This window comes from Thalassotalea sp. SU-HH00458 (assembly GCF_040362795.1).
In the GTDB taxonomy this organism is placed as follows: domain Bacteria; phylum Pseudomonadota; class Gammaproteobacteria; order Enterobacterales; family Alteromonadaceae; genus Thalassotalea_H; species Thalassotalea_H castellviae.
Genome location: NZ_BAABWW010000002.1, coordinates 363,842 through 387,680 on the forward strand (window position 1 = coordinate 363,842; position 23,839 = coordinate 387,680).

The window sequence follows — 23,839 nt, forward strand, 5'->3', positions numbered from 1 at the left end:
TGTCATTTTCAATATCTACTATTGATTTTGTGAATATTGATGGTTTTAACGGTTTTTCATATGAATATGAGTTTTAAGAAAGGGATAAATTAGAACAACAATAAATCAAGCTGATGGATCAATGAAGGAGAAACGATAGCTGTGATTGTTGCTGAAATAATTAACGCTAACGAACTATAAGCGGCATGTTGATAACTTAATTGACTAACGGTTGCTGTACCTAGAGCGTGACTTGCCGTTCCTATCGCTAATCCTTGTGCTTTTGGAGAAGATACCTTGATAAATGTTAACCATTTTATGCCAAAAATAGCGCCAAAAAGCCCGGCTAAAATTATTGCAAATGCGGTGATCGCCGAGTTGCCATTGAGCTGTTCTGTTAAAGCTATACCTACAGGTGTAGTTATAGATTTGAATGATAATGACACGGCGATTGACGGTGATTTTATCAATAGCATGGTCAATATATAGCTTATAGAGAGTAATAAACTGATTGATATGGTTAAAAAACTGACTATTTGTTTCCATTGTGACTTCATCGAATTTAAGTGTTGATAAAGTGGAAAACCAAGGGCAATTACAGCAGGTTCTAATAAATTACTCAAAATACTGGTGGATTGGCGATATTGTTGAAAATCTATTTCAAAGGAAGTGATCATGAAAATAAGCACAAATATACATAACAACATGGGGTTTAGCCATATTTTTCCGGTTTTCTGTTGCAGTCGAACAAAGCTGTGATACACCGCTAATGTAAGGCCACTATATAGAAGTACATCAGTGAGTAATGATAAATTAATCAACTGCATTGCCTTTATTTTCAAGGTGTTGAAATAACAATCCAACGAAAGTTAATACCATCAAGGTGCCGATAAAAGTAATGGTGACTAGCATCAAACCATGAGTTTTTATTAATTGATAATGGTTGATAATACCTACCCCTGCCGGGACAAAGCATACCCCCATATTTTTAATGCCCCAGGCAATTGATGCTTTAACTCGACTGGCTTCACAGACACGAAAATGTAGCAATAAAGTAAAAACTACCATGCCATATAAACTGGCCGGTAAACCGCCTAAAAGATGATTAAGGAAATAACCAATTATTAGACAAATTGAAATGCATAATATTGTATAAATAGAGTTCAGCATAAGTAGGCGCTAACTATTTTCATGTTCTTTAGCCGCTTCTATCACTAACTGTCTGAACCAGATATGACTAGCATCGTGATGTAATAAAGGGCTCCAAATCATTTTTAATTCGATATCTGGGATCTCAAAAGGAGGCTTTAAAATAGTGTAATTTACATCATCTTTATGCAACATGGCGGCTTTGGTGGGTAACGTGGCTACTAACCCGTCTTCGTGGGCAAGCTTCATCGCAACATGGTAATTACGCGTAAAAACTTTAATATCACGTTTTTTACCTAAGCGTGCTAAGGCTTCATCTACCCAACCAAGTTTTTGAATATCTTTGGGATCCATACCAACGCCAATGCCAAAACCAGTTTTAGACACCCACACATGTTTAGACGCTAAGTAACTATTAAGGTTAAACTTAGTTACTACTTCATTATCAGCACTGAGTAAGCAAGCAAAAGTATCGCGCCAAATTGTTTTCTGATGAAAAGACTGGGGTAAATCATCAAAACGATTAATGGCCATATCAATTTTTCCCGCCTCTACGTCATGAAAATTAACATCACTTGGCGTCATAATATCGATGATCACATTTGGGGCTACCTGATTTATTTTTCTTAATAAGCCAGGTAGAAGCGTTGATGCCGCGTAATCACTGGCCATGATTCTAAAGACACGTTGACTGTGTTGTTCATTAAATTCTTCTTCGCCTTGCAGGGCTTCTTCTAACTCTAATAGAATTTTTCTGATGATAGGTGATAAAGCACGCGCACGTTCGGTAGGAACCATGCCATCTGACGTTCTAACCAAAATAGGATCATTAAAAAGCGTTCTTAAACGTTTTAAGCCATTACTCATGGCCGGTTGAGTAATATTCAGTTGGCTAGCTGCACGGGTAACATTTTTTTCTCTTAATAAAACATCCAAATAAATCAAGAGGTTTAAATCGATCTTAGATATATTCATGTACTAAATGCTCTTCATAAAAATCATAAATTTAGTATATGTCATTGTTGGCTGACGTTTGCAAGTAGAAATTAGTACTAGAGGGGACTAATTGAGGTAAATTAAATTTTTTTAAATACTAATTGTGTTTATTACTTATTGAATTAAAAGCATTAAATTAGCATTGTTAACCTCACTATTTATGTTGTGAATACTGGCGATAGGAAATATATATTTCATTAATGTTGTTTAGATCGATTAACCTTTTTGTTGTTCGGTATGACAACTTACCAATCGAATTACAAAAACTGGAAAGCTTATTGATAGCGCACTGAAGTGCCGGGAGAAATGAAATGACTAATTATCGCGAAGAAATAGCAACAATAGAAAACCAAATTAATTCACAAAATAACTGGCAAGCCATTGACGCTGAATCAGTAGCGCGTATGCGTTTACAGAATCAATTTAAAACCGGTTTAGACATTGCAAAGTATACTGCGGCAATCATGCGTAAAGATATGGACGCCTATGATAAAGATTCGAGTAAATACACGCAATCACTTGGTTGCTGGCACGGTTTTATTGGTCAACAAAAAATGATTTCTATTAAGAAGCATTTTGAAAATACTGATCGTCGCTATTTATATCTTTCCGGTTGGATGGTCGCCGCATTACGTTCTGAGTTTGGTCCATTACCTGATCAATCAATGCATGAAAAAACATCGGTTGCGTCACTTATTGAAGAATTATATACCTTTTTACGTCAAGCAGATGCTCGTGAATTAGGCGGTTTATTTAGAGAATTAGATGCCGCTAAAGAAGCGGGTGATCAAGTAAAAGAAGCGGAAGTGCAAAGTAAAATTGATGGTTATGTAACACATGTTGTGCCAATTATTGCTGATATTGATGCCGGTTTTGGTAACGCAGAAGCAACATATTTGATGGCCAAACAAATGATTGAAGCGGGCGCTTGTTGTATTCAAATTGAAAACCAAGTGTCTGACGAAAAACAATGTGGTCATCAAGACGGTAAAGTAACGGTGCCTCATGCTGACTTTTTAGCAAAAATTAATGCTGTACGTTATGCCTTTATGGAGCTTGGTATTGATGATGGTGTTATTGTAGCTCGTACTGATTCTTTAGGAGCCGGATTAACCAAGCAAATCGCTGTTACTAAAGAGCCAGGTGACTTAGGTGATCAATATAATAGCTTTTTAGATTGTGATGAAGTCTCTGAAAGTGAGTTAGGAAATGGCGATGTAGTTATTAAGCAAAATGGTAAGTTAGTTCGTCCTAAACGTTTACCAAGTAACTTATTCCAATTTAAAAAAGGAACCGGTGAAGCACGTTGTATTCTTGACAGTATCACTTCTTTACAAAACGGTGCTGATTTAATTTGGATCGAAACAGAGAAGCCTCATATTGGTCAAATTGGCGGCATGATTGACGAAATTAAAAAAGTAGTGCCGAATGCTAAACTCGTTTATAACAATTCACCTTCATTTAACTGGACGTTAAACTTCCGTCAGCAAGTATTTGATGCCATGGCAGAAGCAGGAAAAGATGTGTCTTCTTACGATCGTGACCGTTTAATGAGTGAAGAGTATGATAATACAGAATTAGCGAAAACCGCCGATGAAAAAATTCGTACTTTCCAAGCGGATGCAGCTAAAGATGCAGGAATTTTCCATCATTTAATTACCTTACCTACTTATCATACTGCAGCATTATCAACCGATAATTTAGCCAAAGAGTATTTTGGTGACCAAGGCATGTTAGGTTATGTGGCAGGTGTTCAGCGTAAAGAGATACGTCAAGGGATTGCATGTGTTAAACATCAAAACATGGCGGGCTCAGATATGGGAGATGATCATAAAGGTTACTTTGCTGGCGAAGCAGCTTTAAAAGCTGGCGGTAAAGACAATACAATGAATCAATTTGCCAATATTGCTTAATTGAAAATTAACCAAAATAAAAAGGAAATACACCTTTTTTGATAAAGAACTTTGTTCTTTTTAATGGTCACTTGTTCTCTTTAAAGTCGATTGAATATAAATTCAATCGACTTTTTTATTATCATGGCTTTTCAATACATGAGACTTAACCATCAAAAAACTTTACCGTTTTAATAATTTTTTATTGTATTTATGTATAAAAGAATCTGAAAAATCGCGTTAAATCAAATACAAAAAATATCATAGATGCTATGTTAATTATGTGGATGTTAATTTATCTACCCACCTTTCATATTTACCAGCTTGTTTAATTTTGTATACAACAATTATTCTTCATTTAGGGATGAATCATGGCGCTTTCAGATGTTTCTTTTAAAAATAAAATTCTATTATTACTTGCTTTACCGTTAATTGGTTTTGTTTGGTTAAGTATTTCTTCAATTTCACAAAGTTATTATGTGAACAAGGAAATGGCACAACTTTCACAATTAACTGAGTTATCAGTAACCTACAGTAAATTGGTCCATGAGTTACAGAAAGAGCGGGGCATGACGGCAGGTTTTCTTGGCTCAAATGGATCGAAATTCACTTCAGAGATAAAAAGCCAGCGCATTGAAACTGATAATAAACATGCTATTACTCAACAATTTCTCAATAAGAATGAGTTTGAGCAAGCTGGGGTGATTCAGTTAAATCAACACATTCAAACCGAATTAAATCAACTGAATCGGATCAGACAACAGGTAAGTAGTTTAAATATAGCTGTTGGCGATGCGATTGGCTTTTATACTGGTTTAAATGCAAAGTTATTAAAAGTGGCTAGTTTAATTGCTGAGTCGAGTTCCGATGCCGATGTGACAAAATCAATCACAGCCTATTATAATTTTTTACAAGGTAAAGAAAGAGCGGGTATAGAAAGAGCAGTATTGAGTAACACTTTTGCAAAGGATGAATTTTTACCAGGAATGTTTGTTAAATTTATTGCTTTAGTGACCCAACAAGATACTTACTTTGCTAATTTTATTGCTTTTTCAAACGCAGAAGAGATTGCACTGTACGAGCAAAAGTTAGCACATTCTTCCGTGTCTGAAGTGGATAGAATAAGAGAGGTTGCGAAGAAAACACAAAGCAATTTTTCTATCGATGCACTCTATTGGTTTAAACAGTCAACCCAGCGTATTGGTCAACTTAAACAAGTAGAAGAAGGGTTAACAAACCGCTTGTTAACCATGAAAAAAATGAAAAAAACAGATGCCTTTAATACTTTAATTATCAATATATTATTCAGCTTTTTATTAATTACTTTTGCCGCAATTATCAGTTTTTTTACTATTAAAGACTTATCGTCAAGAGTTAGCGCTTTAACGCAGGTCATGACGAAAGTGAGAGTTGATAATGATTTAACGGCACGAGTTGACGGTGAAAGTGACAGCGAGTTAGGACGAATTGCTTCAGGGTTAAACTTAACCTTAAGTACATTTTCTGGGGCAATTAATGAAATATCTACATCAAGTTTAACCTTAGCCTCTGCTGCCGAAGAAACGTCACAAACTTGTGAATATAACTCTGCATCTATGTTAGATCAGCAAGAAAGAATTGGACTTATCGCCACTGCGGTAGAAGAATTATCCGCGTCAGTAAAAGAGGTGGCAAGTAATACTCAACTAACGGCTGATTCCGCGCGAGATGCAGATTCCCAAGCACAAAGTGGCTTGGCGGTTGTGCAACAGTCGTATCACTCTATTGAAGATCTAGCGCTTGAAATTGACGGTTTAGCGAAACAGATCACCAGTTTACATGAGAGTAGTAAAAATATAACTAACGTGGTTGATGTCATAAAATCTGTTGCTGAACAAACGAATTTACTGGCATTAAATGCTGCTATTGAAGCGGCAAGGGCTGGCGAGCAAGGACGAGGTTTTGCCGTTGTTGCGGACGAAGTAAGAACCCTTGCCCAACGTACTCAACAATCAACTGCTGAAATTGAAGGTTTCATCACTTCACTACAATCAGACGCAAATGCCGCCTTTAATGTTATCGAACACAGTCAGCAAAAAGCAGCTGATGCGGTTGAAAACTCTAAAAATGTTGAACATACCTTAGAGGGAATTTCCGAAGCGGTTAGTCATATTTTCACTATGACAGAACAAGTGGCGACGGCGATAGAAGAGCAATCGGTGGTGACTGAAGATGTCGCGCAAAATGTTGTTTCAATTGAAGAAAAGTCAACAGAAACGACAACAGGTGCTGCTCAAATTGCTGCAACAGCCAAAGAGCAGGCGTTACTAGCCACAACCTTACAAGATATTGCGAAAACCTTTAAAGTTTAATTGCTAACCTTTAACTAGTTTTACTTACATAGTGAAAGGGAGTCATCAGTAAATTTTATTAACCTTGTTTACGTATTAATTTAAAAATTATGAGCATGTGACGTTTTGGAGTATTACGAGAATGATATACTCTTAAACGTTAAACGCTATTTAGATTATTTCATATGAGTGAAGTGACGACAAAAAATATACCTGATGGGAAATTTAGTGCCCATGGGCGAGTTTCATTAGAAGTGATAAACAGTAACATTATTGTGTATCACTCAAAGGGGCCATTTAATCTAGAGCTACTAACAGCTTTAGAAGAAGTGGAACAAAATACCTTACAAGATTTAAAAAACAATGCGATAAATTGGTGCGAGATTGTAGTGTTTGAAGAATCATGTATGGCTTTAGACGAAGTCATTTTAGGCCTTACTGATTATTTAAAGGAGTTAAAGGCTAATCGTTTATCTCCATTAGCTTCGGCATTTGTTATTTCAGAAGGTGTTGAGGGCGAATACGTGATGAAAGATAAATATGAAGCATGTTATCGTGAAGCTAACATTGACTTCACTGTGTTTAATACTATACCTGACGCGATGCAATGGGTAGGTAAGTATTTAGAAAAACACTAAACAGTGATAGTGTGGCACTGTGATATTTAGGCTCAGTTTCGCTGCTATTCAGCCGTTAATCAAATAATATAATGTTAACTTACTTTTAAAGGGATAGGGAGTTAACTAAGCATGGAGTGCAAATGAAAAATAGTTGGACAATGATAGCGCTTTCGTTATTGGGCTTGTTTGCTTGTGGTGGCTCTGAAGAAGACTCTGAAACTGGGGCCTCGATAGACAACTCTAAAACATCGTTATTTAATACATACCGGGAAAAAGGTTGCTCCCCATACAATAAACTTGCAAGTGACGAATTAAAAGATGCTTGGAACGTAAAAATTGAACTGAGTATAGACTCTTCACTGAAAGCAACATACCGAACAGAGTACTTCCATCCCACTGATAAAACATGTGACTTAATGATGTTTGATACGCTGGATATGTCAAAATTTGATATTAAGGGGAAAGTAACAACTGATGAAGGCATTAAAGTTAACGCGTTAAATGAGACGTTTACTTATAATTCAGATAATCGAGATCTTCCGCCGAATTATACGTTAATTTACATTGCGAGTGAGAAATTATATTTTGGTTATCAGACGCCAGAAAATTCAGGTGAAACGCTTAAAAAAAGGCATTCGTCTATCTCTCTTGAAAATTATTTCAGACAAGTTTTAAAGTAATAATTAACACGAGCATGAGGCAGGGCGAAAGCAATTTGCTGTATTGGATTTTCAATCGTTTCAAACTATTATAATTTTTCGGTACTGATAGCTTTTTGTATAAGGAAATAGCTATGTTTAAGTGTATCCTAATAATGTTCTCTATATTGCTGTGTTCTTGCACTTCATTAACTTTTATGAATGAAGCAGGTGTAATTACAGTCGAAAAAGAAAAACCGTTTTGCGATATTAAGAAAGTTGACCCTAATTGTAAGCTTGAAAAGGAAGTAAAATAGACTCGCTCATCATTTATCATACTGTCAAAATTAGTTAAGTCTGTCTGATTTAGCTAAACCTTGATAGCTAAACCACCAACTCAACCTTGATTTCATGTATCTTTATTTGTTCATATATGTCGCATATTTCTCAATGTTTTCTCCAGATCATTAAATAGTTTCATACTTTAGACTGAGGTTGTTATACGGTAGAATCACGGTTAACTAATGTGCAATATTTTTGTGGCAATGATGAACCAAGCGTTTAATTTTCAAATCAATAATCAATTTACCCTTCAATTGCCTGCAGATACACAACAGCAGGTATTTCCTCGTCAAGTTGAAGGGGCAGCTTTTTCATATGTTTTACCACAAAAAACGCAGCACCCGTCACTTGTTTCACTGAATGAACCTTTAGCATTGGCATTAGGGTTTACCTCAAAAGATTTATCTAATAACGAGATTGCCGAAGTATTAACGGGCAATAAAATTATTGATGGTATGCAGCCTTATGCGATGAATTATGGTGGCCACCAGTTTGGTCAGTGGGCAGGTCAATTAGGTGATGGCAGAGCGATTAACTTAGGGCAAATTCAAACAGACAATAGTGGTTTACAAACGTTACAATTAAAAGGCGCAGGAAAAACCCCTTATTCTCGCCATGCTGATGGTTTAGCTGTGCTTCGTTCGTCCATTCGTGAATATTTATGCTCTGAAGCTATGTTTCATTTAGGCATACCAACCACTCGTGCATTAAGTTTGTGTTTAACGGGGGATAAAGTAACCCGAGATATGTTTTATGATGGTAATCCTCAAGAAGAGCTAGGTGCTGTGGTTTGTCGAGTATCGTCTTCATTTATGCGCTTTGGCAGCTTTCAATTGCCTGCAATGCGAGGGGATAAAACGTTATTAAAACAAATGGTTGATTTCTCTATTAAACAAAATTTTCCACATTTAGGAGAACCTTGTTCTAAGGTTTACATAAAATGGTACCAAGAAATTAGTGAAAGAACTTGCCAATTAATTGTTGATTGGATGCGAGTTGGCTTTGTTCATGGAGTAATGAATACTGACAATATGTCAATTATTGGCGAAACCATTGATTATGGGCCATATGGTTGGATTGATGCGTTTGATTTAACTTGGACACCAAACACCACCGATGCTCAAGGTAAACGCTACAGTTTTGGTCGCCAACCTGAAATTGGTCAATGGAATTTATTTCAATTAGGAAATGCAATTTATACCTTAATTGATGATGCCGAACCACTGAATAAAATTTTAAATGATTATGCGGTAAAGTATCAAAGGTTGTGGCTAGAAATGATGCAAGCCAAATTGGGACTTGATAAGTTAATTGAGGAAAGCGACGCGCCATTATTTAATCGCTTAGAAAAACTCATGATGAGTATTGACGTTGATATGACGCTATTTTATCGGGCCTTGTCATCTCTGCCTCAACATGCTCATTTATGGCAAGCTCATTTTTTAGATTGTTTTTATCAAGATGAACCTTTAGTTGAACATTATTTTGAGCCATTTTCATTGTGGTTAAGCGATTATCAACAACGACTGACATTAAATAGCAGCACACAACAAGAACGCCAGCAGGCGATGAATTCGGTAAACCCTAAGTTTGTATTGAGAAACTACTTAGCTCAGCAGGCAATTGAAAAAGCCGAGCAAGGTGATTACTCGATGATTGAAGAGTTGTTACAAGTATTACAACGACCTTATGACGAACAAAAATCATACGAACAATATGCTGTAAAACGTCCAACATGGGCGAAGAATAAAGCTGGCTGTTCAATGCTATCGTGTAGTTCTTAATAGGTAATTGTGTTTAATTGTGTTGATTTGCTAATTTCATACGATATTGCAAAGCAATGATCTTAATAATGTCACGCCATGAAATAATGCCGATAGGCCGAAAGTGATCATCAACAATCGGTAAACATGAAATGTGATGATCATGAAACAATAACACCGCATCATTTAAGCTGGTGTTTTCTTTTGCGGTGATTAACTCTCTACTCATGATCAAGTTAATTTTTTTACTGAGTAAGAAGGTATCTTTGGGAGTTTCTTTTTTTGTACCAATATTTGGACTTAAATGTTTATACAAATCTCGATCTGTGATGATACCTGAAAGCTCTTTACCGTTTTTTATCAAAATATGGTGGATATTATATTTATCGAAAGCTTGTTTCGCTTTCGATAAATTATCATCAATTTCTAGCGAAATAATTTCTTTTGTCATAAATGCGCTTAACGACATAATTCACCTCAAATATATTGACGGTTTTATATCATTTAACGATAAACAAATTTTTGCTATTAAACAATAACCTCCGTAATCATCGAGCAAACTTTGCTTTTATCTTGCCGGAAATATTGATGGAAAAAATACGCTGTCACAAAAGTGTCACATAACTGTCTTATACTTGCGCCAATTGGATAATTTCTATCTTTTAAGGTGTTTATCAGTGTCAATCGCGCTTCAATCAGTCGGCATACGTCAGGTTAAGAATTCATTAGCCAAATGGTTAATAACACTCGGTGGTATTAGTGTGTTATTTACGTTAGTGCTGATTTTTATGTACTTACTTTATGTAATAAAACCAGTTTTTGAATCAGCCAAAATCTCACCGGTTGTATCTTTTGCTATAGAAGATCAGCAACAAGTACTCGCTACTGGTTTAGATGAATTACAGGAGTTAGCTTATACCATAACGACCAATGGTAAGATTAATTACTACCCATTAAAACCAGCACATCAGTCAGTTACGGGTGATAAAAAGGTTGCTCGAACTTTTCAAGAATCGGTAATTGACAGCAAAATAAAGCATGTGATTAAAGCGAGTGAAAATTATAAACTGTTACTCGATGAAAATAATCATGTCTTTTTAATTTCGCCTAAATTTCAATCCAGTTATGACTCGGGAGTAAGAGAAGTTATCCCGCATATTAGCTATCCGTTAGGTGAAGCGTTTATTGCCGTTGATGAGCAAGGCGCTGAATTTACACATTTATCATTTGCCATGAATGATGAACGAGCGGTGTTTGTTGGTTTTACAAAAGATAAACGATTAATTAAAACCATCTTAGTTGCTGAAGATGATTTTAACTATGATCCTGCTTATGAAATTGAATACCAAGCGATCGATCTTTCGACAAATCAAGTCGATGAAATTCTTGTCACGCCTGATCTTTCCATGGCATTTATTCAAAGTGGCGATCAAGTCTTAGTTTTTGATTTATCAGATGACAGTGAAGTCACGTTAAAAGCGACAATTATTCCACAGCTTGCTCAAGGTAGAGAAAACCCTATGCATATTACTGCCATGGCATTATTGTCAGGCGGAAGTTCAGTGCTGTTGGGTGACAGTAATGGTGTTGTGAGTCAATGGTTTGAAGTGGCTACAGATAATGGTCGTCAGTTTAAACAAATCAGAACTTTTAATGTCAGTGATTCGGAAGCTGTTCGGCAAATTCACACGGAACAATATCGAAAAAGTTTTTATACCCTGACCGATTCTGGCGAAATGGGCACTTTTTATACCACCAGTGAAGCCGATTTATGGCGTGGCAATTTAACAAATAATATTCCTGATGCTTTGGTCATTTCACCAAGATCTGACGGATTATTAATGTTTACGGATAATCAATTTCAATTATTTTCGGTTGTAAATGAACATCCAGAAGTGACATGGCAGGCTCTTTGGCAAGAAGTTTGGTATGAGGGTTATCCTGAAGCCGAATATATTTGGCAATCAACCTCAGGTTCAGATGATTTTGAAGGCAAATTTTCGTTAGTACCAATCTCTTTTGGTACCATGAAAGCAGCACTCTACGCGATGTTATTTGCGGTACCTATTGCCTTAACTGCGGCAATTTATACAGCGTATTTTATGACCCCAGGTTTACGTAAAAAAGTGAAACCTACTATTGAATTAATGGAAGCTTTACCAACTGTTATTCTTGGGTTTTTAGCTGGTTTATGGCTTGCACCAATCATTGAAACGAATTTACCTGCGATTGCGCTATTGTTTATTATGTTGCCCATTTCTGTGTTTATTACAGCGTTTGCTTGGCATAACTTACCTAAAGAAATAAAGTCTCGAGTACCTGAAACTTGGGCTCCAATCATTTTAATACCCGTATTAATTTTAGTGGCATATCTTGCATTCTCGTTATCGCCTGTCATGGAAACGTATTTTTTTGGTGGTGATATTCGACAATTTATTACTAATGATTTAGGGATTAATTTTGATCAACGAAATGCTTTAGTCGTTGGTATCGCAATGGGTTTTGCTGTTATTCCAACTATTTTTTCGATGGCTGAAGATGCTATTTTTAGTGTTCCTAAACATTTAACCAGTGGCTCTTTAGCTTTAGGTGCTACCCAATGGCAAACTTTAATAAAAGTCGTGTTGTTAACTGCCAGTCCTGGGATTTTCTCTGCAGTAATGATGGGGTTAGGTCGGGCTGTAGGCGAAACAATGATAGTGTTAATGGCAACAGGTAACACACCTATTTTAGATTGGAGTATTTTTCAGGGAATGCGTACTTTAGCGGCGAACATTGCGGTTGAAATGCCTGAATCTGAAGTTGGTAGTTCTCATTATAGAATTTTGTTCTTGGCAGCATTTGTCTTATTTGTATTTACTTTTGTGTTTAACACGCTCGCTGAATTTATACGTCAGCGTTTACGTGAAAAATATAGTTCGTTATAGGTTGAGGTCTGAAAAATGAATAAATGGTTTAAATCAGGCTCACCCTGGATATGGTTATCAGCGGGTGGTGTAAGTTTAAGTTTAATCTCAGTTTTGGGATTGTTATGGCTAATCGCCTCTCGTGGTCTGTCGTATTTTTGGCCTGCACAAGTGCATCAGTTTGAATTGATGGATAAACAAGGGAATGCAAGTATAGTTATTGGTGAGATTTATGATCGAGAACATATTCCAACTCAACAACTTGTACATTTAGACTTGGATTTAGATCCTAGCGAAGAAACGGTTGAGCGATTATTAATTAAAACCGGTAATCGTGAGCTTGTTAGCTTAGATTTTCGTTGGATATTAGTCCCAGAAATTACTCAGCAATCAACCCCTGAAAAGCTGGTTGTGGTTGAACGAAGAACCAATGGTAATTTTTATGGTTATATCGAATCTGTGATCCAAGACGGAAATGTCGTATCAACAGATAAATTGCCGGAACTATTAACGCGTGTTATCGAAATTCAAGATAAAATCGAAACGCTTCAAAAAGTAGAGATTGGTGCCGTAAATTACCAACTTGAACGGTTACGATTACGCGAGCGTAAACATAGGTTACAAGAAACGTTAACGCCGGATAAAGCACAAGATATAGCGAAAGAAGTCGCAGGCTTACAAACTAAGTATCAAGCGCTGGAAAAAACGTTATTAGCATTACGCGATAAAACTGAGCGTGATCAAATTACACTACGTGCAATGGATGATCAGGTTGTTACAGTGAGTTTTGCCGATATTTTAAAAGTCACCAATAATAATCAGATGAACTTTTTTGAAAAGTTAATGATGTTTTTCAGTCAAATTGCTGTGTTTGTTAGTGATGATCCCAGAGAAGCAAATACAGAAGGAGGCGTTTTTCCTGCTATTTTTGGTACTGTTTTAATGGTGTTACTAATGACAATCATTGTTTCTCCGATGGGGGTGATTGCGGCGATATACCTACATGAATATGCTGGAAATAATGCCTTAACTAAACTGCTAAGAATAGCGGTGATTAATTTAGCAGGTGTACCTTCTATTGTTTATGGTGTTTTCGGATTAGGCTTTTTTGTATATATGGTCGGGGGGAGTTTAGATCAGATCTTTTACCCTGAAACTTTACCAAGCCCAACCTTTGGTACACCAGGTGTTATGTGGTCTGCGATAACGTTAGCGATATTAACTTTACCTGTGGTGATTGTATCTACTGAAGAAGGTTTATCGCGTATACCGGCTGCTATGCGACACGGGAGTTTGGCTTTAGGGGCGACCAAAGTTGAAACCCTTTGGCGGATCATTTTACCGATTGCAAGCCCTGCGATCATGACAGGTATTATTTTGGCTATTGCCCGCGCTGCAGGTGAAGTTGCTCCTTTAATGCTCGTTGGAGTAGTTAAAATGGCGCCGAATTTACCGCTTGATGGAAACTTTCCATTCTTACATTTAGATAGAAAGTTTATGCATTTAGGCTTTCATATTTACGATGTTGGTTTTCAAAGCCCGAATGTTGAAGCTGCAAGACCATTGGTATACGCAACGGCATTATTATTAGTGACAATTATCATTTCATTAAATATGACCGCAGTATCCATTCGAAATAAATTACGTGAAAAGTATCGAATGTTGGAACATTAAACTGATTCAAACATGTTACTTCGAGTCGATTAACGATCAAATGAAACGATTAAAAAATAATGAATAGTAGAGAAAAATATGATTTCTGTTAGCCCTAAAACAATATTAGATACCACAACTAAGATTGATTTAAATAATATGTCTGCAGAGCAAAAAGCGCTAGATATTAAAAATTTAGATTTATACTACGGTGATAAACAAGCGTTACAAGATATCACTATGTCTATTCCTAAAGGACAAGTGACAGCCTTTATCGGGCCTAGTGGTTGTGGTAAATCAACCTTACTTCGCTGTATTAATCGCATGAATGATCTAGTTGATCATTGTCGGATTGAAGGCGAGATCAACCTACATGGTGAAAACATATATAACAAACATATCGATGTTGCTGCGCTTAGAAGAAAAGTAGGTATGGTGTTTCAACGACCTAACCCGTTTCCGAAAAGCATTTATGAAAATGTTGTATATGGTTTACGTATTATGGGTGAAAATAATCGCCGAGTTCTCGATGAAGCGGTTGAAACGGCGTTAAAAAGTGCTGCGCTGTGGAATGAAGTAAAAGATCGATTACATGACAGTGCTTTAGGTTTGTCAGGTGGTCAGCAGCAACGTTTAGTTATTGCCAGAGCAATAGCGATAAAGCCAGAAGTTTTGTTATTAGATGAGCCAACATCAGCGCTTGATCCTATTTCAACGTTGACCATTGAAGAATTAATTAATGATTTGAAGAAACAATTTACGGTCGTGATTGTTACGCATAATATGCAACAGGCTGCTAGGGTTTCAGATCAAACGGCGTTTATGTATATGGGGGAACTGATAGAATATAGTGACACCAATACCTTATTTACTACCCCCGTTAAAAAGAAAACCGAAGACTATATTACTGGGCGTTACGGCTAATTAAAGCGTTAGGAGAATTATATGGATAACATGAATATTGGCCGTCACATTTCCGGGCAATTTAATGAAGATTTAGAGCGTGTGATAAATCATGTCATGCAAATGGGTGGTTTAGTTGAAAAACAATTAAACGATGCATTAACCTCAGTTTGTGATGCTGATGAAGATCTTGCTAAGAAAGTATTAAAAAGTGATGAACCAATCAATGAGTTAGAAGTAAGCATTGATGATGAATGTACCCGTATTATTGCAAAACGTCAGCCAGCAGCTGGTGATTTGCGATTAATAATGGCCATTGTTAAAACTATCGCGGATCTAGAGCGGATAGGTGATGAAGCTCAGAAAATTGCGCAAGTTGCGTTAGAAAGTTTAACTAAAGATCATAAAGAATTACTTCTGAATTTAGATAATTTAGGCCGCCGAGTATTAGAATATCTTCAGTTAACACTTGACGCATTTACACGAATGGATGTTGAAGCGGCTATAAAAGCGCACAAAACCGATGATAAAATTGACCGTGAATATGAAGCAATAATGCGGCAATTAATGACATATATGATGGAAGATCCACGTTCTATCCCTCAAATTATGAGTGTTATTTGGTCTGCTCGTGCGCTAGAGAGAATTGGTGATCGTTGTCAGAATATTTGTGAATACATTATTTATTTTGTCAAAGGAAAGGTGGTTCGACATTCGGCTCCCGAATAACTAGTAAACTTATCGTATAACTTTTAATCAAAATCCTGCTTGAGCGTTTGTCTTCTTTGTGTTTTGATTAGAAAGTTTTAAAGAAAAAGGCTATGTTTTATACATGAGTGTACATAGCCTTTTTTATATGCGGAAATAAATATCAAATTCGTCATTATTTCTTTTGTTAATTCTGAGAAATGAGTTAATATCCGCGCGAATAATAACAAAGAGCGAAATTGCTCCTGGAAAACTATTATGGCCAGAAATTCAATTCTTGGTGTTTTTGCAAAATCACCACTAAAACCATTAGAAAAACATATTCGAATGGTTTCAAAATGTTCTAAACAACTTGTTCCATTCTTTGAAGCAGTAACCGAAGAAAACTGGAGCACAGCGGGAAAAATTAGAACAAAAATATCAAAATATGAGCGTGATGCTGATGATCTAAAGCGACAACTTCGTTTAGAGTTACCCGGCGGACTATTTATGCCGGTGGATCGAGCTGATTTATTAGAGCTACTTTCACAACAAGATAAAATTGCCAATAAAGCGAAAGATATTGCTGGGCGTATTTTAGGGCGTAAACTTATTTTGCCTGAAGTACTTCATGAAGAATTTAAGCAATATGTCAAACGATGTATCGATGCTATTGAAAAAGCCGCAGAAGCAATTAATGAGTTAGATGATTTACTTGAAACTGGTTTTAAAGGCCGAGAAGTAGAGTATGTTGAGAAAATGATCAGACAATTAGATACGATTGAAGATGATACTGACGCCTTACAAATTACTATTCGCAAAAACTTACTGGCAATTGAAGACGATTTAAAACCCGTTGACGTAATGTTTTTATATCAAATTATCGATTGGGTAGGAGACCTAGCAGATTTAGCCGAAAGAGTCGGTGCTCGATTAGAAATTTTATTGGCTAGAAAATAAGGCTCAGTCATGGATATTTTAGTACAACATGGTTCAATATTAGTCATGCTCGCCGCTGTAGTCGGTTTTTTTATGGCTTGGGGTATTGGTGCAAATGACGTTGCAAATGCAATGGGCACCTCAGTTGGTTCAAAAGCATTAACAATTAAACAAGCGATTATTATCGCAATGATTTTCGAATTTGCAGGTGCATATTTAGCGGGTGGAGAAGTAACTTCTACTATTCGTAAAGGCATTATCGATCCTGGTTTATTCGTTGATATTCCTGAATTACTAGTTTTCGGTATGATCTCGGCACTGTTTGCCGCGGCAACGTGGCTATTGGTTGCGTCAATATTAGGTTGGCCGGTTTCAACAACACATTCTATTGTCGGCGCTATCATTGGTTTTGCTGCAATTGGCATAAGCCCTGAAACGGTTGCTTGGGGAAAAGTCGGCGGTATTGTTGGTAGTTGGATTATTACACCGCTTATTTCAGGTGTTATTGCTTTTATTATCTTTAATAGTGCTCAAAAACTTATTTTTGATACGGATAAACCTTTAGATCAAGCAAAACGTTATGTGCCTTTTTATATGTTTTTAGCGGGCTTTGTTTTATCGTTGGTAACTATTAAAAAAGGCTTGAAACATATAGGTTTAGAGAATGTAAACTTTGGTTTTTATAATTTTGAAATTAAAGGTGCTGGTGGTTATTACTTAGCAATTCTTGTCGCCATCTTAGTCTCTTTGATTGGTAAATATTTCATTACTAAAATAAAGTTCGATGAAAAAGCCGATAAAAATACTCAATATGGAAATGTTGAGAAAGTATTCGCTATATTAATGGTTGTTACCGCTTGTTGTATGGCTTTTGCCCATGGTTCAAATGATGTTGCAAACGCGATAGGTCCATTAGCAGCCGTCGTAAGTATTGTTGATAATGGTGGCGAAATAGCGAAGAAAGCAAGCTTGGTTTGGTGGATATTACCTTTAGGTGGCTTAGGTATTGTTGCTGGTTTGGCTTTATTTGGTCATCGAGTAATCGCTACTATAGGGAATGGCATAACACATTTAACGCCAAGTCGAGGATTTGCGGCTGAGCTTGCAGCTGCTTGTACTGTGGTTATTTCCTCAGGCGCTGGTTTACCTATTTCAACGACACAAACCTTAGTTGGTGCTGTTTTAGGGGTAGGGATGGCGCGTGGTATTGCAGCAATTAATTTAGGTGTAGTACGAAATATTGTTATTTCTTGGGTAATCACTTTACCAGTAGGTGCTGGACTTTCAATTGTCTTCTTCTGGATAATGAAAGCGATATTTTCATAATCTTTATTGTGGAATTTAAATGAAAAAACCAGCAATTTTGCTGGTTTTTTCTGTTTTAAAATAGAGGAATGTTCAATTTTATATTTTATTTACCAAGTTTTTTCAGAACTTTTTTCATGTGTTCTTGAAAGCTTTTATCAAATTTAGATTTACCACAATTAAAACCTTCAACTGATTTAACCCCTTCAATACCGACTGCGGTTAAGTCTCTTACTATGGTGCATCGTCCGTCATCTCCTTTCGTGATAAGGATGTCACTACTGATTTGTTGACTGTTATTTTTCTTAATTTCATCATCGTTTAATTGTTTTGTTGAATGGGGCACTAGGCTTGGCGTGCCATCTAAAATTGATGCTGACTTTTTTTGGCTATAACGATAACTTTCTTGCTCTATTATTTTGTTTTTTAGCTTGTTTTGCAGGTTATTCAGTTGGCCAAAGGCAGAAAAATTTCGTGGCAGTTGGCCGGTTTGACTGCTTTGAGAATTATTATCATTGCTTTTTGTTGTTGTCTTTTCAGGTACTATTTGGGGTAACTCTTCAAGTTCAACAGATTTTTCCGCTATGATGTTTTTTGGTATTTCTTCCTGAATAATAACGCTTGGTTCAGTTTCTTTTGGCTCAGTTGCTTGAGTTTTACTGTCAGCTTTTTTCTGCTCTATGTTGCTTTCTTGCTGAGGTGGAACGTAGAGAAAGCTTTTGATGGCTTGTGGGGAAGTTTTATGTGAAATCGACGGGACGGTTGTTGTTAAACTGAGCAAATAAAAAATAGCAATATGTACAACCAGTGAGAATAATATTGTTTTGTAATATCCCTTTAGCACAACTATTTTTCCAAATGATGAAGCAATAACTTTCTGATGTTTGATAGACCATAGAAAGTATTATTTGTTCAAATGAATTAATTATTGTCTCTAATAGCTTGAATATCACCATTTTTTATAAGTTGATTTTGCATAAGAGAAAATTGTTCAATTTCATTAATAAAAGTGGATTTCTTTGAAAATGCAATATACCCATCTACGGATTTATTATATAAATAATCAGCGAGTTTAATTTTTTGTTTATAATCAACATGGTCAATCCAAGGCTTTACAGACTCTTCTCGTTCTAAGAACGTATCAATACGATCTTTTAACAGCATTTGTATTAATTGATTATAATTGACCACTTCTACCTTATTTAACGATTGGTCATGATCAAAACGATCAAAGTAGGTTGCAGCCCTTAAGGTACCTATACGCAATTTTGCCAAATCTGAATAATTAGCAATATGTAGATCGCTGTCTTGACGGATATAAAACTGTAAAGGAAAGGTTTGTGTACTAATGGGTTGATCTAAATAAGTTAAATATTGAAGTCTTTCAGTTGTCTTTCTAATGCCAATAATAACGTCAGCTTGGCCATTTTCTAAAAAAGATAAACATCGTGCAAAGGGGCATTGAACAAATTTGACTTGCTTGTTTAACTTTTCCGCTAATAGGGTGATAATTTTGACGTGAATGCCTGCAAATTCATCATCAATATAATAAGAATAAGGCGGTTCAATGTAGGTTGCCACAATAAGGGGGGCTTTATTTTCAGCAGACGCTGAAAACGCGATGACGATTAAACACAGTCCCCTTATTAAAATATATTTCACTAAAGCTCCCACCTTTGCGTCTTGTCTAATACATTATAATTTAAATTCAATAATCTGGCGAAACTATGTTGATTTAAGTCACTTCACTCGCCATTTTCTTCTATAATTAAAGCTGAACAATCATTTTATTACTGTGTTCTATCGTATATTTTTCTGAGGTGTTTATGGAATACGAATTTATTCATGATGCAATAACTGGTGGCGCTAAAGCCAAATTTTCATTAGAACATCAAATAGTAGGTCCTTGGTTAGAAATTGAATTAGGACAAAATACAGCTAAACTTGAAGAAATTTTGACTGCGATTGACCAAGTAGAGTCAGGAAAGTGCCAAGAAAAATTGATCACTGGTCATGAGTATTCCTTGGTGGTAAATCAAGATGACGTTCATATTCAGGCAAATGCTTTACTCAATGGTGAGGCTAATTTGCCCGAAGAGTTTAGCGAAGATGGAATGAACTTTGATGGTCAAGATAGCTCCTCTTGTGGGGTTGAAGATTTCCGTACCTTGTTATTATCGTGGGCAAAATTTACTAAAATTTAACGAAGATAAGCGGTTGTTTGTTATGTAACAACGCTGATACTGTTACGCTGGTTATAGTTGCCAAAAACCTATTAAACCTAATGAAAGAATTAAATTAATGTTTATAAAAGCTAACCAATTGAGTTGTTTATTTTTAACAATGGCAGTGATTACTTGTAGCTTATTTGTTGGTTCAAGTTTTTCCTTCGATTCACATCCTTTAAATACTTCTCGATTTTCTGAGCAATATCGATTAGTAGAAGTAAGTCATGGCTTTGATATTCCTTGGGCTATGGTGCAGTTGCCCAATCAGGATATTTTAGTTTCAGAACGTCGTGGTGAACTGCGCGTTATTCGCCAAGGGCAATTACTTAAACAACCGATCAGTGGCTTGCCGACTATAGACAATAATGGCCAAGGTGGTTTGTTAGATTTAGCCTTAGATCCTGATTTTGTTAACAACTCTTGGTTATATTTTACCTACGCAGATGGTTCCGGCCCTGGCAGAGGCAGTAATACAGCATTAATGCGAGCTAAACTCAATATTGCAACCATGTCGTTATCTAATCAAACACGTTTATATAAAGGTAAAGTTAACGCTTCTAAAGGACAACATTACGGCAGTCGTATTGCTTTTGATCAAAAGGGCTATGTTTATTTTTCTATTGGTGACAGAGGGAGTCGAGATGAAAACCCTCAAAATTTAAATAAAGATGGTGGAAAAATATATCGTTTACATAAAGACGGAAAAATTCCTGCGGATAATCCGTTTTTGAATGACAAAGGGGAGAAATCTGCCGTATTTTCATATGGCCATCGCAATCCTCAAGGCTTAGCGTTTGATAGTTCGACAGGAGTATTGTGGTCGCATGAACATGGCCCTAAAGGTGGTGATGAAATAAATGTCATTACTGCAGGGAAAAATTACGGTTGGCCAGTTGTCAGTTATGGAGTGAACTATAGTGGTACTTCATTTACAGAATTAACTGAAAAGCAAGGTATGGAAAACCCTGTATTGTATTGGCTTCCTTCAATAGCACCGTCGGCAATGGTTTATGTTACTTCAGATAAATACCCAAAATTGAAAGGGAAATTTTTATTAGGTTCAATGAAGTTTGGTTATATTGTTGCCGTGAGTATTAATGGCAAAACAGTAGACCAACAATACAAGTTATTCAATAACTTAGGGCGGGTACGCAGCTTGATGCAAGGGATTGATGGTTTCATTTATGTAGGTTTAGACGGCGGAGGGATTAAAAAAATATTACCGATTAACTCTTAAACCTTGCTTGGCTAGTTTTACTCATAGCTCGACAAATTGACGAGCTAGTTTGTACAGCTTAATTGTTTTGCCTAATTCAGCGCTTCATTCGTTAAGAAATTACTCATTAATCTTGAAAATCAGCACTGTCTTCAAGTAAATCTTGATAATCTTCTTCGTCGATATCTAATAAAGTAAAAATTGAATCTTGTAGGTAAGCCCAGTCAGATGCATCCCGAAAGTGCTTATGGTTATGAACAATATTTTCTGCCATTTTAAGGGTAGCAAAGTAATATTGTTCACTTTGATTGGTTAAGATATTTAGAAATGTTCGGTCATGATGACAGAGAATTAACTGACAAATATCTTTTGGTAATCGCCATGATGAAGCAACATAATAACCTAATGTGGCATGATTAACTTGATAAATACTTTCCTCGATGGATGTTAATGTTTCACTAGGCGTTTTCATCGCATGTTCATAGGTTTCAGTGTAATCATCATATTTCATTGCCATGACAGGGATCCCGCAATCATGAAATAATCCGATGGAAAATAACTTATCTGAAGAAAGTGGCTGTTTAATTGATTTGCCAATAAAGACATTGGTATTAGCGATATTACTGGCATTTGTCCAAAATTCTTCTAAAGCAATCCCGCAGTCGTTTTGTTTAAAACTACGCTTGATTAATGTATTTGTCACTAATGAGAGAATACCGTTTACACCAATATAACGAGCGGCTTTGTGAATATCAGCAATTGAACGGGCTAAACCATAGACGGGTGAGTTGATGGTTTTAAGTACCGTCGCAGAAACGGCAACATCCTGAGCGATAGTATCTGCTATCACATTAATATCTGGATCATCCTCTGCCATAAGTGATTGTAATTTTAACAACAACTCAGGCTGTGCTGGCACTGAGAATCCGCGTCCGATATCTGCAATTACTTTGTCATCAATAGTTAGCATTTTTAAGGGGTATTATTTTAAGTTTATTAACTTACTGGGAAAATCAATGTATTAACTATCGCTTAAATCTTGCCAACATACAATGATAACCGCGGTTTATCATTACCATAAGCTTATTTTAAAGCACTAGATTTTTACCGTTCGTATAAAGTAATAAGCTTGTTATTTACGTAAAATTGTTGAATAGTAAAATGGTTTATAATTCATAAAAAATTTTCTATATGTTAAAAAAATCAACAACTAACCGGTTTAAAAGTTATTTCGGTTTGCCATTTCTACTGGCAATCATGTTTATGGGGATTGCTCAATCAGCATCAGCGACAATGTCGATTGATTTACCTCAATGGCAATATATCACAATGAAAGGCAGTCCTTCACTTCGTGGCAGCGCTATGATTGATCATTCATACTGGGTAACTGGTAGCAATAATAGTATTTTTGTTAGCCAAGACGGAGGTAAGACATGGCAAAATAAATCTGTTGACTCAACCATGAAAACAGATTTTAGAGATATTGCTTTATTTGACTATCAAACTGCAATCATTATGGGGGTAGGCAATGGTCAATCTTCGATGTTATATAAAACAGTTGATGGGGGAGAAAATTGGCAGTTACTTTATCAAAATACTGATGAACAGGGCTTTTTTGATTCAATAGCTTTTTGGGATCACAATACAGGATTGTTACTTGGCGATCCTGTTGATGGTTACTATGTGATTAAAAAAACGCTTGATGGTGGAAAAACATGGCGAAGAATAGCCAAACATAAGCTTCCGCCGATATTGGATAAAGAAGCTGCATTTGCTGCCAGTGGCAACACTTTGATTGTGGGAGAAAAGGGCAAAGCTTATTTTACCACTGGGGGATATTCAGCATCAGTTTATGTGAGCGAAGACTTTGGTGAATCTTGGCAACGTCAGGCGGTGCCATTGTATCAAGAAACACAAACGGCAGGCGGCTACGGTTTAGCACTAAATCATAAACAAAAACCTTTTGTTTTAGGTGGAGATTATCTACAACGACCTAAACAATATGCCAATATGGCAAGCTTCGATAATAACGTTTGGGTTACAGTGAATTCAGGTGAAAATGGTTTAAGGACAGCCATGAGTTGCCAAGGTAATATTTGTATAACTACAGGTAAAACAGGGATTGATGTCTCTTTTACTGCGGGGCAACATTGGCAGGTTTATCCTGGTCAAAATACCACAGAAGGTGATAACGGCTTTTATACGATAACTTCGGATAAGTTTGTATTTCTTGCTGCTGGTGCTGATGGAAAAGTAGGGATTTTGTCGTTTCAACGTTAATAAAAAACAAATG

The 23,839-nt window shown here is 36.3% G+C and carries 21 protein-coding genes; 14 read left to right on the forward strand and 7 right to left on the reverse strand.

Going from position 1 to position 23,839, the window contains the following annotated elements:
• Positions 1-89: 89 nt before the first annotated feature.
• From ABXH06_RS04530 to ABXH06_RS04540, 3 genes are read right to left on the reverse strand one after another with little or no spacing between them, the layout of a single operon-like run.
• Entirely contained in the window at positions 90-806 is a 717-nt protein-coding gene (locus ABXH06_RS04530) for an LrgB family protein (protein WP_353517431.1), read from the reverse strand.
• The gene (locus ABXH06_RS04535) at positions 793-1,149 is read right to left on the reverse strand and encodes a CidA/LrgA family protein (RefSeq protein ID WP_353517432.1); all 357 of its coding nucleotides are present in this window, start codon (positions 1,147-1,149) and stop codon (positions 793-795) included. Before ABXH06_RS04535 ends, ABXH06_RS04530 begins: the two co-directional genes overlap by 14 nt.
• A gap of 9 nt (positions 1,150-1,158) precedes the next feature.
• The gene (locus ABXH06_RS04540) at positions 1,159-2,103 is read right to left on the reverse strand and encodes a LysR family transcriptional regulator (RefSeq protein WP_353517433.1); all 945 of its coding nucleotides are present in this window, start codon (positions 2,101-2,103) and stop codon (positions 1,159-1,161) included.
• Between the two features lie 332 nt (positions 2,104-2,435).
• Here ABXH06_RS04540 and ABXH06_RS04545 point away from each other — a divergent pair, with 332 nt between their 5' ends.
• The 5 genes from ABXH06_RS04545 (at position 2,436) to ABXH06_RS04565 (ending at position 9,730) form a co-directional block, all read left to right on the forward strand.
• Positions 2,436-4,037 carry an isocitrate lyase gene (locus ABXH06_RS04545; RefSeq protein ID WP_311579487.1) on the forward strand — a complete coding sequence of 534 codons (1,602 nt, stop codon included), beginning with the start codon at positions 2,436-2,438 and terminating at the stop codon, positions 4,035-4,037.
• A 350-nt stretch (positions 4,038-4,387) separates the two neighbouring features.
• Positions 4,388-6,367, forward strand: a complete 1,980-nt coding sequence (locus ABXH06_RS04550; RefSeq protein WP_353517434.1) for a methyl-accepting chemotaxis protein — start codon at positions 4,388-4,390, stop codon at positions 6,365-6,367.
• Positions 6,368-6,531: 164 nt separating this feature from the next.
• Positions 6,532-6,984: a hypothetical protein gene (locus tag ABXH06_RS04555; RefSeq protein ID WP_353517435.1), complete on the forward strand. Its 453-nt coding sequence runs from the start codon at positions 6,532-6,534 to the stop codon at positions 6,982-6,984.
• A 122-nt stretch (positions 6,985-7,106) separates the two neighbouring features.
• A complete protein-coding gene (locus ABXH06_RS04560; protein WP_311579492.1) occupies positions 7,107-7,646 on the forward strand; it encodes a hypothetical protein in 540 nt (179 codons plus the stop codon).
• Positions 7,647-8,128: 482 nt separating this feature from the next.
• Positions 8,129-9,730 carry a protein adenylyltransferase SelO gene (locus tag ABXH06_RS04565; RefSeq protein ID WP_353517436.1) on the forward strand — a complete coding sequence of 534 codons (1,602 nt, stop codon included), beginning with the start codon at positions 8,129-8,131 and terminating at the stop codon, positions 9,728-9,730.
• Between the two features lie 13 nt (positions 9,731-9,743).
• Here the strand turns inward: ABXH06_RS04565 and ABXH06_RS04570 are convergent, their stop codons facing one another.
• The gene (locus tag ABXH06_RS04570; RefSeq protein ID WP_311579496.1) at positions 9,744-10,178 is read right to left on the reverse strand and encodes a CBS domain-containing protein; all 435 of its coding nucleotides are present in this window, start codon (positions 10,176-10,178) and stop codon (positions 9,744-9,746) included.
• 319 nt (positions 10,179-10,497) lie between these two features.
• Here ABXH06_RS04570 and ABXH06_RS04575 point away from each other — a divergent pair, with 319 nt between their 5' ends.
• From ABXH06_RS04575 to ABXH06_RS04600, 6 genes are all read left to right on the forward strand, one after another.
• Positions 10,498-12,636 carry an ABC transporter permease subunit gene (locus ABXH06_RS04575; RefSeq protein ID WP_311580346.1) on the forward strand — a complete coding sequence of 713 codons (2,139 nt, stop codon included), beginning with the start codon at positions 10,498-10,500 and terminating at the stop codon, positions 12,634-12,636.
• 15 nt (positions 12,637-12,651) lie between these two features.
• The gene (pstA, locus tag ABXH06_RS04580; RefSeq protein WP_353517437.1) at positions 12,652-14,289 is read left to right on the forward strand and encodes a phosphate ABC transporter permease PstA; all 1,638 of its coding nucleotides are present in this window, start codon (positions 12,652-12,654) and stop codon (positions 14,287-14,289) included.
• 78 nt (positions 14,290-14,367) lie between these two features.
• Positions 14,368-15,192 carry a phosphate ABC transporter ATP-binding protein PstB gene (gene pstB / locus ABXH06_RS04585; RefSeq protein ID WP_311579500.1) on the forward strand — a complete coding sequence of 275 codons (825 nt, stop codon included), beginning with the start codon at positions 14,368-14,370 and terminating at the stop codon, positions 15,190-15,192.
• A gap of 21 nt (positions 15,193-15,213) precedes the next feature.
• Positions 15,214-15,900, forward strand: a complete 687-nt coding sequence (phoU, locus tag ABXH06_RS04590) for a phosphate signaling complex protein PhoU (RefSeq protein WP_311579503.1) — start codon at positions 15,214-15,216, stop codon at positions 15,898-15,900.
• 237 nt (positions 15,901-16,137) lie between these two features.
• Positions 16,138-16,818, forward strand: coding sequence for a TIGR00153 family protein (locus ABXH06_RS04595; RefSeq protein ID WP_311579505.1), 681 nt, complete (start codon positions 16,138-16,140; stop codon positions 16,816-16,818).
• Between the two features lie 9 nt (positions 16,819-16,827).
• Entirely contained in the window at positions 16,828-18,123 is a 1,296-nt protein-coding gene (locus ABXH06_RS04600; protein ID WP_353517438.1) for an inorganic phosphate transporter, read from the forward strand.
• 85 nt (positions 18,124-18,208) lie between these two features.
• Here ABXH06_RS04600 and ABXH06_RS04605 read toward each other — a convergent pair whose 3' ends face one another.
• A complete protein-coding gene (locus ABXH06_RS04605) occupies positions 18,209-18,946 on the reverse strand; it encodes a hypothetical protein (protein ID WP_353517439.1) in 738 nt (245 codons plus the stop codon).
• A gap of 77 nt (positions 18,947-19,023) precedes the next feature.
• Positions 19,024-19,764, reverse strand: coding sequence for a substrate-binding periplasmic protein (locus ABXH06_RS04610; RefSeq protein WP_353517440.1), 741 nt, complete (start codon positions 19,762-19,764; stop codon positions 19,024-19,026).
• A 164-nt stretch (positions 19,765-19,928) separates the two neighbouring features.
• Between ABXH06_RS04610 and ABXH06_RS04615 the strand changes: the two genes are divergently transcribed.
• Positions 19,929-20,306: a YacL family protein gene (locus ABXH06_RS04615; protein ID WP_311579514.1), complete on the forward strand. Its 378-nt coding sequence runs from the start codon at positions 19,929-19,931 to the stop codon at positions 20,304-20,306.
• 97 nt (positions 20,307-20,403) lie between these two features.
• Positions 20,404-21,567: a PQQ-dependent sugar dehydrogenase gene (locus ABXH06_RS04620; RefSeq protein WP_353517441.1), complete on the forward strand. Its 1,164-nt coding sequence runs from the start codon at positions 20,404-20,406 to the stop codon at positions 21,565-21,567.
• A 106-nt stretch (positions 21,568-21,673) separates the two neighbouring features.
• Here the strand turns inward: ABXH06_RS04620 and ABXH06_RS04625 are convergent, their stop codons facing one another.
• Positions 21,674-22,516, reverse strand: coding sequence for an HDOD domain-containing protein (locus ABXH06_RS04625; RefSeq protein ID WP_311579519.1), 843 nt, complete (start codon positions 22,514-22,516; stop codon positions 21,674-21,676).
• A gap of 221 nt (positions 22,517-22,737) precedes the next feature.
• Between ABXH06_RS04625 and ABXH06_RS04630 the strand changes: the two genes are divergently transcribed.
• Positions 22,738-23,826: a WD40/YVTN/BNR-like repeat-containing protein gene (locus tag ABXH06_RS04630; protein ID WP_311579522.1), complete on the forward strand. Its 1,089-nt coding sequence runs from the start codon at positions 22,738-22,740 to the stop codon at positions 23,824-23,826.
• Positions 23,827-23,839 lie beyond the last annotated feature (13 nt).